The sequence below is a fragment of the Pantoea sp. X-Soil-YNGN-775 genome (assembly GCF_059730575.1).
In genome coordinates, this window is the sequence record NZ_AP035945.1 from 3801581 (window position 1) to 3817545 (window position 15965).

Below are 15965 nucleotides of genomic sequence, written 5' to 3' on the forward strand. Positions count from 1 at the left end.
CGTCATGACCGTGCGCCATGCCGCAGAATCCTTCGTTCCCGCTAATTTTTATCCGTCACAAGCTGAAAATCTGTCCCTCAAAAACGCCTCTGGCGTTGTAAGGTTAAGCCTCACGGGTCATTAGTACCGGTTAGCTCAACGCATCGCTGCGCTTACACACCCGGCCTATCAACGTCGTCGTCTTCAACGTCCCTTCAGGACCCTTAAAGGGTCAGGGAGAACTCATCTCGGGGCAAGTTTCGTGCTTAGATGCTTTCAGCACTTATCTTTTCCGCACTTAGCTACCGGGCAATGCCATTGGCATGACAACCCGAACACCAGTGGTGCGTTCACTCCGGTCCTCTCGTACTAGGAGCAACCCCCCTCAATTCTCCAGCGCCCACGGCAGATAGGGACCGAACTGTCTCACGACGTTCTAAACCCAGCTCGCGTACCACTTTAAACGGCGAACAGCCGTACCCTTGGGACCTACTTCAGCCCCAGGATGTGATGAGCCGACATCGAGGTGCCAAACACCGCCGTCGATATGAACTCTTGGGCGGTATCAGCCTGTTATCCCCGGAGTACCTTTTATCCGTTGAGCGATGGCCCTTCCATTCAGAACCACCGGATCACTATGACCTGCTTTCGCACCTGCTCGAGCCGTCACTCTCGCAGTCAAGCCAGCTTATGCCATTGCACTAACCTCACGATGTCCGACCGTGATTAGCTGACCTTCGTGCTCCTCCGTTACGCTTTAGGAGGAGACCGCCCCAGTCAAACTACCCACCAGACACTGTCCGCACCCCGGATCACGGGGCCACGTTAGAACATCAAACATTAAAGGGTGGTATTTCAAGGTTGGCTCCACGCGGACTGGCGTCCGCGCTTCAAAGCCTCCCACCTATCCTACACATCAAGGCTCAATGTTCAGTGTCAAGCTGTAGTAAAGGTTCACGGGGTCTTTCCGTCTTGCCGCGGGTACACTGCATCTTCACAGCGAGTTCAATTTCACTGAGTCTCGGGTGGAGACAGCCTGGCCATCATTACGCCATTCGTGCAGGTCGGAACTTACCCGACAAGGAATTTCGCTACCTTAGGACCGTTATAGTTACGGCCGCCGTTTACCGGGGCTTCGATCAAGAGCTTCTCCTTGCGGATAACCCCATCAATTAACCTTCCGGCACCGGGCAGGCGTCACACCGTATACGTCCACTTTCGTGTTTGCACAGTGCTGTGTTTTTAATAAACAGTTGCAGCCAGCTGGTATCTTCGACTGGCTTCGGCTCGGGGAGCAAGTCCCTCCACCTACGCGCCAGCGTGCCTTCTCCCGAAGTTACGGCACCATTTTGCCTAGTTCCTTCACCCGAGTTCTCTCAAGCGCCTTGGTATTCTCTACCTGACCACCTGTGTCGGTTTGGGGTACGATTTTGTGTTACCTGATGCTTAGAGGCTTTTCCTGGAAGCAGGGCATTTATCACTTCAGCACCGTAGTGCCTCGTCGTCACGCCTCAGTGTAAAGTGAACCGGATTTGCCTGGAACACACACCTACACGCTTAAACCGGGACAACCGTCGCCCGGCTGATATAGCCTTCTCCGTCCCCCCTTCGCAGTAACACCAAGTACAGGAATATTAACCTGTTTCCCATCGACTACGCCTTTCGGCCTCGCCTTAGGGGTCGACTCACCCTGCTCCGATTAACGTTGAACAGGAACCCTTGGTCTTCCGGCGAGCGGGCTTTTCACCCGCTTTATCGTTACTTATGTCAGCATTCGCACTTCTGATACCTCCAGCAGCCCTCACAGGCCACCTTCGACGGCTTACAGAACGCTCCCCTACCCAACAACACATAAGTGTCGCTGCCGCAGCTTCGGTGCATGGTTTAGCCCCGTTACATCTTCCGCGCAGGCCGACTCGACCAGTGAGCTATTACGCTTTCTTTAAATGATGGCTGCTTCTAAGCCAACATCCTGGCTGTCTGTGCCTTCCCACATCGTTTCCCACTTAACCATGACTTTGGGACCTTAGCTGGCGGTCTGGGTTGTTTCCCTCTTCACGACGGACGTTAGCACCCGCCGTGTGTCTCCCGTGATAACATTCTTCGGTATTCGCAGTTTGCATCGGGTTGGTAAGCCGGGATGGCCCCCTAGCCGAAACAGTGCTCTACCCCCGAAGATGAGTTCACGAGGCGCTACCTAAATAGCTTTCGGGGAGAACCAGCTATCTCCCGGTTTGATTGGCCTTTCACCCCCAGCCACAGGTCATCCGCTAATTTTTCAACATTAGTCGGTTCGGTCCTCCAGTTAGTGTTACCCAACCTTCAACCTGCCCATGGCTAGATCACCGGGTTTCGGGTCTATACCCTGCAACTTAACGCCCAGTTAAGACTCGGTTTCCCTGCGGCTCCCCTATACGGTTAACCTTGCTACAGAATATAAGTCGCTGACCCATTATACAAAAGGTACGCAGTCACCCCATAAAGAGGCTCCCACTGCTTGTACGTACACGGTTTCAGGTTCTGTTTCACTCCCCTCGCCGGGGTTCTTTTCGCCTTTCCCTCACGGTACTGGTTCACTATCGGTCAGTCAGGAGTATTTAGCCTTGGAGGATGGTCCCCCCATATTCAGACAGGATACCACGTGTCCCGCCTTACTCATCGAGCTCACAGCCTGTGTGTTTTTGTGTACGGGAGTATCACCCTGTACCCTGCGACTTTCCAGACGCTTCCACTAACACACAAGCTGATTCAGGCTCTGGGCTGCTCCCCGTTCGCTCGCCGCTACTGGGGGAATCTCGGTTGATTTCTTTTCCTCGGGGTACTTAGATGTTTCAGTTCCCCCGGTTCGCCTTGCAGCACTATGTATTCATGCTGCAATGATGCACTGAGTGCACCGGGTTTCCCCATTCGGACATCGACGGCTGTAGCGGTTCATATCACCTTACCGTCGCTTTACGCAGATTAGCACGTCCTTCATCGCCTCTGACTGCCAGGGCATCCACCGTGTACGCTTAGTCGCTTAACCTCACAACCCACAGGCGTTTTTCAACGCTGCGTGCTGCAAGCATTTGAGAGACTCGAACATGTCGTGGCTTTCATTCTTATTACGGAGAATGAAAACGACATGTCGTTTCAATTTTCAGCTTGTTCCGGATTGTTAAAGAGCATAATACTTCGCAGCACACCGTTGCCGGTACGCTCTGAAGTATTTTTCAGAAAAAACAGTAAAACGGTATGGTGGAGCTAAGCGGGATCGAACCGCTGACCTCCTGCGTGCAAGGCAGGCGCTCTCCCAGCTGAGCTATAGCCCCATACAGTTACTGCAGAGACCACTACTACCACTCAACCGAGTAAACATCCTTGCGTTAAGGATGCAATTTCTTTTCAGGCAAGGCATGCGTAAGGGACGTTTACTCAGGTAAACGACCGCGCGCATAACGCAGCATGAGAAGAAATTTGGTAGGCCTGAGTGGACTTGAACCACCGACCTCACCCTTATCAGGGGTGCGCTCTAACCACCTGAGCTACAAGCCTGTAGAGGTTTTTTCTGCTCGTTACTTTTTATCAGACAATCTGTGTGAGCACTTCGCGGGAAGGTATCTTCAGGTAAGGAGGTGATCCAACCGCAGGTTCCCCTACGGTTACCTTGTTACGACTTCACCCCAGTCATGAATCACAAAGTGGTAAGCGCCCTCCCGAAGGTTAAGCTACCTACTTCTTTTGCAACCCACTCCCATGGTGTGACGGGCGGTGTGTACAAGGCCCGGGAACGTATTCACCGTGGCATTCTGATCCACGATTACTAGCGATTCCGACTTCACGGAGTCGAGTTGCAGACTCCGATCCGGACTACGACGCACTTTGTGAGGTCCGCTTGCTCTCGCGAGGTCGCTTCTCTTTGTATGCGCCATTGTAGCACGTGTGTAGCCCTACTCGTAAGGGCCATGATGACTTGACGTCATCCCCACCTTCCTCCGGTTTATCACCGGCAGTCTCCTTTGAGTTCCCGACCGAATCGCTGGCAACAAAGGATAAGGGTTGCGCTCGTTGCGGGACTTAACCCAACATTTCACAACACGAGCTGACGACAGCCATGCAGCACCTGTCTCAGCGTTCCCGAAGGCACCAATCCATCTCTGGAAAGTTCGCTGGATGTCAAGAGTAGGTAAGGTTCTTCGCGTTGCATCGAATTAAACCACATGCTCCACCGCTTGTGCGGGCCCCCGTCAATTCATTTGAGTTTTAACCTTGCGGCCGTACTCCCCAGGCGGTCGACTTAACGCGTTAGCTCCGGAAGCCACTCCTCAAGGGAACAACCTCCAAGTCGACATCGTTTACGGCGTGGACTACCAGGGTATCTAATCCTGTTTGCTCCCCACGCTTTCGCACCTGAGCGTCAGTCTTCGTCCAGGGGGCCGCCTTCGCCACCGGTATTCCTCCAGATCTCTACGCATTTCACCGCTACACCTGGAATTCTACCCCCCTCTACGAGACTCAAGCCTGCCAGTTTCAAATGCAGTTCCCAGGTTAAGCCCGGGGATTTCACATCTGACTTAACAGACCGCCTGCGTGCGCTTTACGCCCAGTAATTCCGATTAACGCTTGCACCCTCCGTATTACCGCGGCTGCTGGCACGGAGTTAGCCGGTGCTTCTTCTGCGGGTAACGTCAATCGACGCGGTTATTAACCACATCGCCTTCCTCCCCGCTGAAAGTACTTTACAACCCGAAGGCCTTCTTCATACACGCGGCATGGCTGCATCAGGCTTGCGCCCATTGTGCAATATTCCCCACTGCTGCCTCCCGTAGGAGTCTGGACCGTGTCTCAGTTCCAGTGTGGCTGGTCATCCTCTCAGACCAGCTAGGGATCGTCGCCTAGGTGGGCCATTACCCCGCCTACTAGCTAATCCCATCTGGGTTCATCCGATAGTGAGAGGCCCGAAGGTCCCCCTCTTTGGTCTTGCGACGTTATGCGGTATTAGCCACCGTTTCCAGTGGTTATCCCCCTCTATCGGGCAGATCCCCAGACATTACTCACCCGTCCGCCACTCGTCACCCAAGGAGCAAGCTCCTCTGTGCTACCGTCCGACTTGCATGTGTTAGGCCTGCCGCCAGCGTTCAATCTGAGCCATGATCAAACTCTTCAATTTAAGTTTGATTTGCTTAAACAAGTTAAGCGGTGCTCATCTGTAAAACGTCATAATGAATTTCATTATGTGTTCACTCGTGAGACTTGATATTTTTTACGTCCGGAGACGCTGATATCAATCCTGCGAGTGCCCACACAGATTGTCTGATAAATTGTTAAAGAGCAGTGCGAGCAGCGGGTTAACCGTCTGTCGCGAGGTGGCGTATATTACGCTTTCCTCCCTCAGAGTCAACTTCTTTTTCAGAAGTTTTTCTCCGGCGGCGCAGTCTCCTGTGCCTTTCAACCCGGCGGCCGGTAAGCCGTTGTTCCGTGTCGATGGAGGCGCATTATAGGGATCCCGCTTCAGAGCACAACCCTTTTTTTGGATCTTTTTTCTGAATGGTTATAAATGATCCAGATTGGTGAGATCGCCAGCGATCCGAGCCAGAATAGGCTTGTCAGCTGCCTGAAATCACATCAGGCTGCCATCAATTCAGCATAAAGGAGAACATGATGACTTCCGCCCTTCGCCCGTATAAAGATCTTTTCCCGCAAACCGGCCAGCGCGTTATGGTCGATCCAAGTAGTGTCGTCGTCGGTGACGTCATTATGGAAGATGACGTCAGTATCTGGCCACTGGTCGTGATTCGCGGCGACGTGAACCAGGTTCGCATTGGCGCCCGTAGCAATATTCAGGATGGCAGCGTGCTGCATGTCACGCATAAGTCGGCGTCAAACCCGCAAGGCTTTCCGCTTATTATTGGTCAGGAGGTCACGGTAGGACATAAAGCGATGCTGCACGGCTGCACTATTGGCGATCGTGTACTGATCGGCATGGGGTCAATCCTGCTGGATGGGGTAATAGTAGAAGAAGAGGTGATGATTGGTGCCGGAAGCCTGGTGCCGCCGGGTAAACGACTGGAGAGCGGCTACCTATACCTCGGCAGTCCGGTCAGGCAGGTCCGTCCGCTTAACGAGCAGGAAAAAGAAGGGTTACGCTACTCGGCCAGCAACTATGTCAGCTGGAAAAATGATTACCCTGGCGCAGATAACCAGACCCAGCCCTGATTATCGACCTCGTCCTGACGGATAGCCGCTTCGGCTTCCTCTTCCAGATCCCAGCGATGGTGCTGAAACAGCATCATCGCTTCTCCCTCACCAAAGCGGGATTTTAATGGCCCGATGCCGATGGCACAGGTCAGCCGCATGCCGTTTACCAGCACCGGAAAACAGATGGCCTGACGTGCTGCGTCATAGTGCTCATCATCGGGAAACTGGATTGCCTGATTCATGACCGCATGGCCTGCTTCAGCTGCGCAATCACCGGGGTAATTTCTGGCATCACGCCGTGCCATAGATGAAAGGCATGTGCTGCCTGGCCCACCAGCATCCCCAATCCATCCGCCAGATAGCGTGCGCCCTGCGCCTGGCACCACTGCAGGAAAGGCGTCAGCCCGCGTTGGTAGAACATGTCATAACAGCGCAAATCAGCATGAATAAGTGTCACAGGCAGAGGCGGCGTTTTGCCGTCTACGCCGCTTGATGTTGCATTGATCACCAGATCAAAGGATTTGTCTGCCAGCTGCTCAAAGCCACAAGCATAAATTGCGCCGTTTTGCCGGAACAGGTCTGCCAGCTCTTCGGCCCGGGTAAAGGTACGGTTGACGATCGTAATTGTGGCCCCGGCTGACAGCAGCGGCAGGATCACACCGCGAGCTGCGCCGCCTGCCCCCACCAGCAACACTTTATCACCGGGTTTGATCATCGCCAGCCGCTGAAGATCACTCAACAGGCCAATGCCATCGGTGTTATCACCAAAGATCTGACCATCGCTGAGTTTCTTCACGGTATTTACCGCACCCGAACGGGCAGCACGCTCGCTGAGCTGATCGGCAAGCTCCCACGCCTGCTGTTTGAAAGGAAGAGTGACATTCGCACCTTGCCCTCCCTGTTCAAAAAATGCGGTCAGCGCCTGCGGAAATCCCTCTACCGGCGCGCAGATCCGACCATAACGATGCTCTATCCCGGTCTGTTCTGCAAAAGCCTGATGAATTAACGGCGACTTGCTGTGGTTGATGGGATTACCGAAAACGGCGAATTGGTCCATGAGTTAGCCTTGACGTATAAGTTCGCCGCTGATGACATCGCGGATTTCTGAGGGGTTCTGCCGTCCACCCGTTTTGCCCGATAAGACCGGGAACTCATCGCCAAACTGACGCTTCACCTCTTCGACCGTGCGGCATGGAGGCTGGCCCGAAAGATTGGCACTGGTTGAAACCAGCGGTTTACCAAACGAGCGGCAAAGCGCCTGCACATCGGGATGATCGCTGACGCGAATAGCCAGCGAATCGAACTGTCCGGTTAACCAGCGTGGCGTCTGCGGTGGAACTGGCACCACAAAGGTCACCGGGCCCGGCCAACTGGCGAACATCCGTTCACGCTGAATCACCGAAAGTTCGCGATCGGAAATATAGGGTTCGAGCTGCGAATAATCCGCAGCAATAAGGATCAGCCCCTTTTCGACCGGACGCTGTTTCAGCGCCAGCAATGCCATAACGGCAGACTCGCTGTCAGGATCGCAACCCAGCCCAAACACCGCTTCAGTCGGATAGGCAATAACCGCCTGACGGTTCAGTTGATTCACACAATGCTCAAGTGAGCCGGCGAGATGATGATTATCCATAATGTCTTAGTTCTCTTCAGCGATGGCTTTGCCACAACTCTTACTGGCACAAAAGCGTTTAACGCCCTGCGCCGTCTTCTTTTCTACTAATAGTGGAAACTGGCAATAGGGACAGGTGCCAGCCACGGGCGTCAGGTTCACCGCAAACTGACAAGCCGGATAACGATCGCAGGAATGAAACGTTTTGCCGTAGCGTGAACGTCGCTGCACTAATTTACCTTGCTGACATTGCGGACACGCCAGCGTAGTTTCATCCGGTTTGTCGATGGTTTCGGTATAGCCGCATTCCGGATAGTGGCTGCAGCCGATAAACATGCCAAAGCGCCCCTGACGTAATACTTTATCCGCGCCGCAGTCCGGGCAGGCGTGTCCTTCCAGCACTTTGACCACGTGTCCGTCCGCCTGGCTTTTCAGGGGCCGAATATAGTCACATGCAGGATAGTTTGCGCAGCCCAAAAACGGGCCGTGTTTGCCGGAGCGTATAACCAGTTCTGCCCCGCAAGCGGGGCAGGGATCCTGTTTACGCACGGTGAAGAGTGCAGCTTTACTCATAACGATGAATGCATGAAAGGAAATTTAATGCAGCATACCTTCATTGACGTCGAATAGCAGTTCTTCCATTTGCTGATACGCGTTTTCACATCCAGGGATGTTAAACAACACCATCAGCACCACCCATTTGAGATCCTCTAAGTCAAACTCAGGGGTATCAAGCGCCATGACTCGTTCGATAACCATTTCGCGCGTTTCCAGACTCAGCACCTGGATTTGTTCCAGGAAAAGCAGGAAACCACGGCTTTCAGCATCTAAACGGTTGCTCTCTTCATCGGTATAGATGCGCATAGAGAGCGGATCATTTGCCAGCAAAATTGGCGCAACCAGCCCTTCCTGATAGTCGGCCAACCTTTCTAACCAGTTCAACGCGCTGTAAATATCTTCACGATGAAACCCGGCATCCGTCAAGTCATCTGTCAATCTGTCCTGATCAACACCCATTTCTGCTTCGTTGTGGATATATGTCTCAAACAAGTACATGAGTACGTCGAACATGGCATGCCCTCCTTAATCGGACATAGCCGCCGGGTACAGCTGCGATCCATCCTGCTAACTCCAGTTCCAGCAACTGAGCTGAGATAACTGGCACAGGTTGGCCGGCACGTTCAGCGACAACGTCAACAGGTGTAACATCATCACCTACGTTAGCCAACACATCAGCAAATGGCAATGGAGCAACGTCACTGACATCAGAATAAATTTGGTCTGAGTGTGTAATCGGTAACCAGTTCAGCGCACTCGCCAGATCCTCCAAAATATTATTCGGATGAGCCACCAGCAGCGCCCCCTGTTGAATCAGCCAGTTAACGCCCTCACTCAGCGGATTACCTAATGCGCCAGGCAGTGCGTAGACATTCCGGTTCTGTTCCAGTGCATAACGGGCAGTTACCAGTGAACCGCTCTTCAGCGACGCTTCAACCACCAGCACGCCCAGGCTTAAACCGCTGATAATACGATTACGACGCGGAAAGTTGTGTGGATGGGGAATAGTGGTCAGTGGAAACTCTGAGATAAGCGCGCCGCCCTGCTCAACAATCTCGCCGGCCAGACGCAGATGACTCTTCGGGTAGAGGTGCTGAAGGCCACTGCCTAATACCGCCACCGTTTTACCTCCCACGTTGAGGGCAGCCTGATGCGCCACACCGTCAATACCGCGTGCCAGCCCGCTGGTAATGGTGAGGCCGCTCAGCGCCAGTTGCTGGGTAAACCAGTCGCACCAGTAACGGCCAGAGTGTGACCCGTTACGGCTGCCTACTACGGCCAGCTGAGGATGATTTAGTACACCAGGATCGCCCTGAATATACAGCACCGGAGGAAAACGTGCGGTTTCTGTTAACAGGGCAGGATAACCGGTATCGAGGGCAGTGATCAGATGATGATGGTGGCTGCTTACCAGCCAGTTGCGGACCTCATCCACCCGCTTTTCGGGCAGCGCATGGTACTGCTGGCGTTGCGCGGCATCCAGCCCGGCCAGCGTAAGATTGTCACCTGCGGCGTCCAGATGAGTAGCCATTTCAACCCAGCGTCTGCCGGTCATTCCACTGACCGTAGCCAGCCGTACATAGCGCGCTATTTTGTCCATTTCTGACTCCCTGATCCCGCTGGCTTCCTGCCGCAGAATGCTGTCAATCAGCCCTCAAAAAGTCTACAATATGAGGTAGTAATCTTTTCATAACCGAATACAGATCTGGATATTTATGTCAGTTTTGCAGGTATTACATTTCCCTGACGAGCGCCTCCGCAAAATCGCAGCGCCCGTCAAAGAGGTTAACGCGGACGTTCAGCGTATCGTTGATGATATGTTCGAGACCATGTACGCCGAAGAAGGTATCGGTCTGGCCGCTACTCAGGTGGACATCCACCAGCGCATCATCGTTATCGATGTTTCTGAGAGTCGTGAAGAGCGTTTAGTATTGATCAACCCGGAACTGCTGGAAAAAAGCGGCGAAACAGGTATCGAAGAGGGTTGTCTCTCTATCCCTGAACAGCGTGCTTTTGTGCCGCGCGCGGAACGGGTAAAAGTTCGCGCACTGGATCGTGACGGTAACAGTTTTGAACTGGAAGCCAGCGATCTGCTGGCCATTTGCATCCAGCATGAGATCGATCATCTGGAGGGCAAGCTGTTTATTGATTACCTGTCGCCTTTAAAACGCCAGCGAATCAAAACCAGGTTAGAGAAGCTGGCGCGCCAGAACGCGCAGGCTTCCTGAGCATCGAAGAAGGGATAAACGTGTCTGCCCCGCTAAAAATTATCTTTGCCGGCACACCTGACTTTGCAGCGCGTCATCTTGACGCGCTGCTTGCTTCTGAGCATCAGGTAGTTGGCGTATTCACCCAGCCCGACCGTCCCGCCGGTCGCGGTAACAAGTTAACGCCCGGCCCGGTTAAAACGCTGGCGCTGGCACACGATATTCCGGTTTATCAGCCTAAGTCGCTGCGACCTGAAGAGAACCAGCAGCTGGTCGCCGATTTACAGGCCGATGTGATGGTTGTGGTGGCATACGGGCTGATTTTACCGAAAGCGGTGCTCGATATGCCGCGTCTCGGCTGTATCAATGTGCATGGTTCCCTGCTGCCGCGCTGGCGTGGCGCAGCGCCGATTCAGCGTGCGCTCTGGGCGGGTGACAGCGAAACCGGTATCACCATCATGCAGATGGATGTGGGCTTAGATACCGGTGATATGCTGCATAAACTGACCTGCCCGATCACCGCTCAGGATACCAGCGCGACACTGTACGACAAGCTGGCGCAGCTGGGGCCGCAGGGCTTGCTTGATACGCTGAGCTTACTCGCCAGCCAGCAGGCGGTGCCCGAAAAGCAGGATAATTCACTCGCTAATTACGCTGAGAAGCTGAGTAAAGAAGAGGCACGTCTGGACTGGATGCTATCGGCCGAACAGCTCGAACGCTGTATCCGGGCATTTAACCCCTGGCCGATGAGCTTCTTCACGGTTGATGACCAGCCGGTTAAAGTCTGGCAGGCCAGCGTATTGCCCCACAGCGATCATCAGCCCGGTGAAATCATCCGAGCTGATAAGTATGGCATCCAGGTGGCTACCGCTCAGGGTGTGCTTAATCTGTTGCAGTTGCAGCCCGCCGGTAAAAAACCGATGTTGGCTCAGGATCTTCTCAACTCGCGCCGGGAATGGTTTGAAGCTGGAACCCTTCTGGACTGACTCTCTGGCCCGGTCATGCACCGGGCTTTTTGTTTGATGACAAAACCCTATGAATAAATCAACTAACCTGCGTAGCCTCTGCGCTCAGCTCATTGAACGCGTTGTCGATAAGGGCGAATCGCTCAATACGGCATTACCGGCGGCGCAGAAAAAACTCTCTGATAAAGACAGCGCGTTAGTGCAGGAGATCTGCTTTGGCGTATTGCGTACGCTGCCGCAGCTTGAAGCCTTAATCGGCAAGCTGATGGAGCGTCCACTTACCGGTAAACAACGTGTTCTGCATTACCTGATTATGGTCGGCCTTTATCAGCTGGAATATACCCGCGTTCCTGCTCATGCGGCACTGGCTGAAACGGTTGCCGGTGCTGAGGTCCTGAAACGGACCAGCCTGAAAGGGTTGCTGAACGGCGTTTTGCGTCAGTATCAGCGTCAGAGAGAAGAGTTGCTTGCCAGTATTCAGAAGGGTCCGCAACGCTATCTGCACCCGGGCTGGCTGTTAAAGCGATTACAGCACGCCTGGCCGGAGCAGTGGCAGCAGATCGTAGAAGCAAACAACCTGCGACCGCCGATGTGGTTGCGCGTCAACCGTCAGCATCACGACCGTGACGGATGGCTGGCGATGCTGACCGACAGCGGTAAGCTTGCGCACCCCGCCGCAGATGCACCGGATGCGCTGCGTCTTGAATCACCGGCACCGGTCGGCCAGTTACCCGGTTTCGACCAGGGCTGGGTGACCGTTCAGGATTTATCAGCCCAGCGTTGCGCGTTACTGCTGGAGCCACAGGATGGCGAGCAGATTCTTGACCTGTGCGCTGCGCCAGGCGGCAAAACAACCCACATTCTGGAGGTGGCTCCTGAGGCTCAGGTACTGGCGGTGGATGTGGATGCGCAGCGCCTTAAACGCGTAGATGAAAATCTTCAGCGTCTGGGAATGAAAGCTGAAGTGAAACAGGGTGATGGACGTACCCCACAGCTGTGGTGCGGCGAACGTCAGTTTGATCGTATTCTGCTGGATGCGCCCTGCTCAGCAACCGGCGTCATTCGTCGTCATCCGGATATTAAATGGCTGCGTCGCGATCGCGACATCGCTGAACTGGCGAGGCTGCAAAGCGAAATTCTGGATGCGGTCTGGCCACATCTCAAACCTGGCGGCACCCTGCTCTACGCCACCTGTTCGATCCTGCCGGAAGAGAATCATCAACAAATTGAAGCCTTTTTACAGCGTCAGTCCAATGCTGAAGCGCAGCCGCTGCGGGATGCGCCGGCCAGTGGCTGGCAGGTCTTTCCGGAGGCTGAAGGAGGAGATGGTTTCTTCTACGCTAAGCTGATAAAAAAACCGGATGCTAATTGATATGAGCGTTGATGAGCGATGAAAATAATCATTCTGGGTGCAGGACAGGTCGGCGGGACGCTGGCAGAAAACCTGGTCGGTGAAAACAACGATATCACCGTGGTCGATACCGACGCAGCGCGCTTACGTCATCTGCAGGACAAGTTCGATCTGCGCGTGGTACAGGGTCATGGTTCGCATCCGCGGATACTGCGTGAAGCGGGTGCGGAAGATGCCGACATGTTGGTCGCCGTGACTAATTCCGATGAAACCAATATGATCGCCTGCCAGATTGCCTATTCGCTTTTCAATACGCCTAATCGTATCGCCCGGATCCGCGCAGCAGACTATCTGCGCGATGCGGATAAACTGTTTATTCCTGAAGCGGTCCCTATTGATCACCTGATCTCACCCGAACAGTTAGTGATCGATAATATTTACCGGCTGATCCAGTATCCCGGTGCGTTACAGGTGGTGAATTTTGCCGAAGGCAAAGTCAGCCTGGCAGTGGTGAAAGCCTATTATGGCGGGCCGCTGGTCGGTAATCCGCTCTCTATCCTGCGTGAGCACATGCCGCACATCGATACGCGCGTAGCCGCCATTTTTCGTCAGGATCGCCCCATCCGTCCGCAAGGCTCAACCATTGTTGAAGCGGGCGACGAAGTGTTTTTCATCGCCGCCAGCCAAAACATTCGGGCAGTGATGAGCGAAATGCAGCGACTGGAGAAACCGTACAAACGCATTATGCTGGTGGGCGGCGGCAATATTGGTTTTGGTCTGGCGCAGCGGCTGGAGAAAAATTACAGCGTTAAGCTGATTGAACGTAATCCACAGCGCGCCGCAGAACTGGCAGAACATCTGCAGGACACCATCGTTTTTTATGGTGATGCGTCCGATCAGGAGCTGCTGGCAGAAGAACATGTCGAGCAGGTCGATCTGTTCATCGCCGTCACTAATGACGATGAAGCCAACATCATGTCCGCCATGCTGGCGAAAAAGATGGGAGCCAAAAAAGTGATGGTGCTGATCCAGCGCCGCGCCTATGTCGACCTGGTACAGGGCAGCGTGATCGACATTGCGATTTCGCCGCAGCAGGCCACCATTTCCGCCTTGCTGGGCCACGTACGTAAAGCTGATATCGTTGGCGTATCTTCACTCCGACGTGGCATAGCCGAAGCGATCGAAGCGATAGCACACGGTGACGAAACCACCTCACGCGTGGTCGGTCGCTCAATTGATGATATTAAATTGCCGCCTGGCACCATCATTGGTGCGGTAGTACGCGGCGATGATGTGATGATTGCCAATGACAACCTGCGCATTGAGCAAGGCGATCATGTCATCATGTTCCTGACCGACAAGAAGTTTGTCTCGGATGTCGAAAGACTGTTCCAGCCGAGTCCGTTTTTCCTGTAACGGCAGCCTGATTACCGGTGAATTAACCCAGCGGGAAACTGCCGCTTAATTCCATGGGATAATGGCAAAAACAGCAGGGTTTGTTAGACTTTAGGGCATTGGCCAGGGCAAGGAGATAAGTATGAGTTTATTCAAAGAGTTTCGTGATTTCGCAATGCGCGGTAACGTGGTGGATCTGGCGGTGGGTGTGATCATCGGTGCCGCGTTTGGCAAGATCGTGTCGTCATTAGTTGCCAACATCATTATGCCGCCGTTGGGTCTGCTGATTGGTGGTGTCGACTTCAAATCGTTTAGCTGGGTGCTTAAGCCTGCGGTCGGTGATACGCCTGCCGTTGTGATGCAGTACGGTGTGTTTCTGCAGACCATCTTCGACTTTGTCATCATCGCCTTTGCCATTTTCATGGCGATCAAGCTGATGAACCGCCTCTACACTAAAAAAGAAGTCGAGAAGCCGGCTGCCAAGCCATCCAATGAAGAAGTCCTGCTGACAGAAATTCGTGATTTACTGAAGCAGCAAAATACCCGGGTTTAAGAAAAATAAGCCGCCTGCCTGGCGGTTTTTTTCGCGCTGAAAGCAGAAGGCCAGTGATAAGATGCTGTCTTATCACTGGCCTCCCAACTCTGTCCCTTAACGTGTTTATCTTTGCGTTTAAAACTTCCCTTCCCCTTTTGCTTCTGTTCTATGCGCTGCCGAAATAGTGGATCATGTAACAGTGCTTCAATCGCATTGTCGCGAATCTGCCCTTTAGTATGCTGATATTTACTCATGGTTCCTCCTGTTGGAATCGGAGATACTTTATTCCTTTGGATGAAAAAAACAATATCTCTAACTGCTCAGACTCTCACCGCGTTCGAGGGCTTCGAGAATTGAGCACGAAATGCTACTGTGACTGTCACCACAGCAGGCATCCGACAGATGCTGAAGCGAGCGCTGCATGGTTTCCAGCTCTGCAATCATCTGCGCAACCTCATTGAGTCGTTTTTCAACAATCGACTTCGATTCCTGGCAGGTGTGATGTGCCGGATCAACGCGGATTGATAGCAGCTCCCGGATGGCTTCGAGACTGAAGCCAAGTTTGCGGCCGTAGCGGATAAACTTCAGGCGTTGCAGATCGCTTTCACTGTACAAGCGGAAACCGCCTTCAGTTCGTCCATCATGATCCATCATTTGCTGTTTCTCATAGAAACGGATGGTATCTGGCGTAACGTCGGCGAGTTTTGCCAACTGACCAATCCTGAACATCTATTTCTCCTGATTAAAACGTTGCTGGAGTGCAGTGGCATAGTCACCATGCAGAAAATCGGTGCGCATGCCGGCTTGCTGAAGCCGGAGTTCCAGAACCTTAAGGCGGCGATGCTGATCCTGATAACGTGGATCGGCGGGATCGAGCTGGCGTAGCAAATCGTTAACTTCGATCGCTTCACGACGCAATTCGAGTTCGGGCGGCAGGAAACCGGCGTTCTTTAGCAGGCGATAGCCAGCGCGAAGTTCTGGCGGCACATGACTGTCATCATCAAGCTGAAGCGGCTTACCTTCACCCGGTAGCTGGCTCAGTTCGCCCTTTTCCAGCGCGGCTTTAATGTGTTGCTCTGCAAGTTGATCAACCAGCCACATTGTCGACTCCTCAGCTTAGCGAATTACTCAGCCCTAAAGGTAGTAAATTTTGGGCAATAAAAAACCCGCCGAAGCGGGTTTTTTA

At 53.5% G+C, this 15965-nt stretch carries 15 protein-coding genes, 2 tRNA genes and 2 rRNA genes; 6 read left to right on the forward strand and 13 right to left on the reverse strand.

The annotated features are described in order from the left end of the window. Positions 1-99: 99 nt before the first annotated feature. The 4 genes from AC6I8I_RS17800 to AC6I8I_RS17815 all read right to left on the reverse strand — a co-directional run bounded on the left by AC6I8I_RS17800 (position 100) and on the right by AC6I8I_RS17815 (position 5128). Positions 100-3004: ribosomal RNA gene (locus AC6I8I_RS17800) — 23S ribosomal RNA — on the reverse strand. Between the two features lie 210 nt (positions 3005-3214). After that, positions 3215-3290, reverse strand: a tRNA-Ala gene (locus AC6I8I_RS17805). 146 nt (positions 3291-3436) lie between these two features. Further along, positions 3437-3513 (reverse strand) — tRNA-Ile (locus AC6I8I_RS17810). Positions 3514-3586: 73 nt separating this feature from the next. Then, positions 3587-5128 (reverse strand): 16S ribosomal RNA (locus AC6I8I_RS17815). Together the 16S and 23S rRNA genes with 2 tRNA genes alongside form the textbook arrangement of a ribosomal RNA operon. 491 nt (positions 5129-5619) lie before the next feature. Between AC6I8I_RS17815 and AC6I8I_RS17820 the strand changes: the two genes are divergently transcribed. Further along, positions 5620-6174, forward strand: a complete 555-nt coding sequence (locus tag AC6I8I_RS17820; protein WP_312057175.1) for a gamma carbonic anhydrase family protein — start codon at positions 5620-5622, stop codon at positions 6172-6174. On the opposite strand, the gene AC6I8I_RS17825 is transcribed toward AC6I8I_RS17820, so the two are convergent. The 6 genes from AC6I8I_RS17825 to dprA are packed head-to-tail and all read right to left on the reverse strand — an operon-like array spanning position 6141 to position 9926. Further along, positions 6141-6398 (reverse strand): DUF1488 family protein, encoded by a 258-nt coding sequence (locus AC6I8I_RS17825; protein WP_312057154.1) that lies wholly within the window; start codon positions 6396-6398, stop codon positions 6141-6143. The two genes, AC6I8I_RS17820 and AC6I8I_RS17825, sit on opposite strands and share 34 nt — an antisense overlap. Beyond that, positions 6395-7213, reverse strand: a complete 819-nt coding sequence (gene aroE, locus AC6I8I_RS17830; RefSeq protein WP_312057155.1) for a shikimate dehydrogenase — start codon at positions 7211-7213, stop codon at positions 6395-6397. The genes AC6I8I_RS17825 and aroE overlap by 4 nt, the downstream gene beginning before the upstream one ends. Before the next feature lie 3 nt (positions 7214-7216). Continuing rightward, positions 7217-7789 carry an L-threonylcarbamoyladenylate synthase type 1 TsaC gene (gene tsaC, locus AC6I8I_RS17835; protein WP_312057156.1) on the reverse strand — a complete coding sequence of 191 codons (573 nt, stop codon included), beginning with the start codon at positions 7787-7789 and terminating at the stop codon, positions 7217-7219. Between the two features lie 6 nt (positions 7790-7795). Beyond that, positions 7796-8341 carry a DNA topoisomerase family protein gene (locus AC6I8I_RS17840; RefSeq protein WP_312057158.1) on the reverse strand — a complete coding sequence of 182 codons (546 nt, stop codon included), beginning with the start codon at positions 8339-8341 and terminating at the stop codon, positions 7796-7798. A 24-nt stretch (positions 8342-8365) separates the two neighbouring features. Continuing rightward, positions 8366-8839 (reverse strand): DUF494 family protein Smg, encoded by a 474-nt coding sequence (gene smg, locus AC6I8I_RS17845; protein ID WP_069729811.1) that lies wholly within the window; start codon positions 8837-8839, stop codon positions 8366-8368. Continuing rightward, the gene (dprA, locus tag AC6I8I_RS17850; RefSeq protein ID WP_312057160.1) at positions 8811-9926 is read right to left on the reverse strand and encodes a DNA-protecting protein DprA; all 1116 of its coding nucleotides are present in this window, start codon (positions 9924-9926) and stop codon (positions 8811-8813) included. Before dprA ends, smg begins: the two co-directional genes overlap by 29 nt. Positions 9927-10041: 115 nt before the next feature. On the opposite strand from dprA, the gene def reads away from it, so the two are divergent. From def to mscL, 5 genes are all read left to right on the forward strand, one after another. Beyond that, the gene (gene def / locus AC6I8I_RS17855) at positions 10042-10554 is read left to right on the forward strand and encodes a peptide deformylase (protein ID WP_312057161.1); all 513 of its coding nucleotides are present in this window, start codon (positions 10042-10044) and stop codon (positions 10552-10554) included. A gap of 20 nt (positions 10555-10574) precedes the next feature. After that, a complete protein-coding gene (fmt, locus tag AC6I8I_RS17860; protein WP_312057162.1) occupies positions 10575-11519 on the forward strand; it encodes a methionyl-tRNA formyltransferase in 945 nt (314 codons plus the stop codon). 49 nt (positions 11520-11568) lie between these two features. Then, positions 11569-12870 carry a 16S rRNA (cytosine(967)-C(5))-methyltransferase RsmB gene (rsmB, locus tag AC6I8I_RS17865; protein WP_497828161.1) on the forward strand — a complete coding sequence of 434 codons (1302 nt, stop codon included), beginning with the start codon at positions 11569-11571 and terminating at the stop codon, positions 12868-12870. Between the two features lie 18 nt (positions 12871-12888). Further along, on the forward strand, positions 12889-14265 hold the full coding sequence (gene trkA / locus AC6I8I_RS17870; protein ID WP_312057164.1) for a Trk system potassium transporter TrkA: 1377 nt from the start codon (positions 12889-12891) through the stop codon (positions 14263-14265). Between the two features lie 121 nt (positions 14266-14386). Beyond that, on the forward strand, positions 14387-14797 hold the full coding sequence (gene mscL / locus AC6I8I_RS17875) for a large-conductance mechanosensitive channel protein MscL (RefSeq protein WP_031376667.1): 411 nt from the start codon (positions 14387-14389) through the stop codon (positions 14795-14797). Here the strand turns inward: mscL and AC6I8I_RS17880 are convergent. Genes AC6I8I_RS17880 through AC6I8I_RS17890 form a run of 3 tightly spaced genes read right to left on the reverse strand, consistent with a single transcriptional unit; the run spans position 14794 to position 15880 of the window. Beyond that, on the reverse strand, positions 14794-15033 hold the full coding sequence (locus tag AC6I8I_RS17880; protein ID WP_312057165.1) for an alternative ribosome-rescue factor A: 240 nt from the start codon (positions 15031-15033) through the stop codon (positions 14794-14796). The two genes, mscL and AC6I8I_RS17880, sit on opposite strands and share 4 nt — an antisense overlap. A 58-nt stretch (positions 15034-15091) precedes the next feature. Beyond that, a complete protein-coding gene (gene zntR / locus AC6I8I_RS17885) occupies positions 15092-15508 on the reverse strand; it encodes a Zn(2+)-responsive transcriptional regulator (RefSeq protein WP_312057166.1) in 417 nt (138 codons plus the stop codon). Next, positions 15509-15880, reverse strand: a complete 372-nt coding sequence (locus AC6I8I_RS17890; protein WP_312057167.1) for a DnaJ family domain-containing protein — start codon at positions 15878-15880, stop codon at positions 15509-15511. It lies immediately after the preceding gene. Positions 15881-15965 lie beyond the last annotated feature (85 nt).

Excerpts from the sequence above, each read along its gene's own strand:
- mscL (WP_031376667.1), top strand. The coding sequence starts at position 14,387 with ATGAGTTTATTCAAAGAGTTTCGTGATTTCGCAATGCGCGGTAACGTG.
- AC6I8I_RS17820 (WP_312057175.1), top strand. The coding sequence starts at position 5,620 with ATGACTTCCGCCCTTCGCCCGTATAAAGATCTTTTCCCGCAAACCGGC.
- smg (WP_069729811.1), bottom strand. The coding sequence starts at position 8,839 with ATGTTCGACGTACTCATGTACTTGTTTGAGACATATATCCACAACGAA.
- dprA (WP_312057160.1), bottom strand. The coding sequence starts at position 9,926 with ATGGACAAAATAGCGCGCTATGTACGGCTGGCTACGGTCAGTGGAATG.
- AC6I8I_RS17880 (WP_312057165.1), bottom strand. The coding sequence starts at position 15,033 with ATGAGTAAATATCAGCATACTAAAGGGCAGATTCGCGACAATGCGATT.
- AC6I8I_RS17890 (WP_312057167.1), bottom strand. The coding sequence starts at position 15,880 with ATGTGGCTGGTTGATCAACTTGCAGAGCAACACATTAAAGCCGCGCTG.
- rsmB (WP_497828161.1), top strand. The coding sequence starts at position 11,569 with ATGAATAAATCAACTAACCTGCGTAGCCTCTGCGCTCAGCTCATTGAA.
- AC6I8I_RS17840 (WP_312057158.1), bottom strand. The coding sequence starts at position 8,341 with ATGAGTAAAGCTGCACTCTTCACCGTGCGTAAACAGGATCCCTGCCCC.
- aroE (WP_312057155.1), bottom strand. The coding sequence starts at position 7,213 with ATGGACCAATTCGCCGTTTTCGGTAATCCCATCAACCACAGCAAGTCG.
- trkA (WP_312057164.1), top strand. The coding sequence starts at position 12,889 with ATGAAAATAATCATTCTGGGTGCAGGACAGGTCGGCGGGACGCTGGCA.
- zntR (WP_312057166.1), bottom strand. The coding sequence starts at position 15,508 with ATGTTCAGGATTGGTCAGTTGGCAAAACTCGCCGACGTTACGCCAGAT.
- def (WP_312057161.1), top strand. The coding sequence starts at position 10,042 with ATGTCAGTTTTGCAGGTATTACATTTCCCTGACGAGCGCCTCCGCAAA.
- tsaC (WP_312057156.1), bottom strand. The coding sequence starts at position 7,789 with ATGGATAATCATCATCTCGCCGGCTCACTTGAGCATTGTGTGAATCAA.
- AC6I8I_RS17825 (WP_312057154.1), bottom strand. The coding sequence starts at position 6,398 with ATGAATCAGGCAATCCAGTTTCCCGATGATGAGCACTATGACGCAGCA.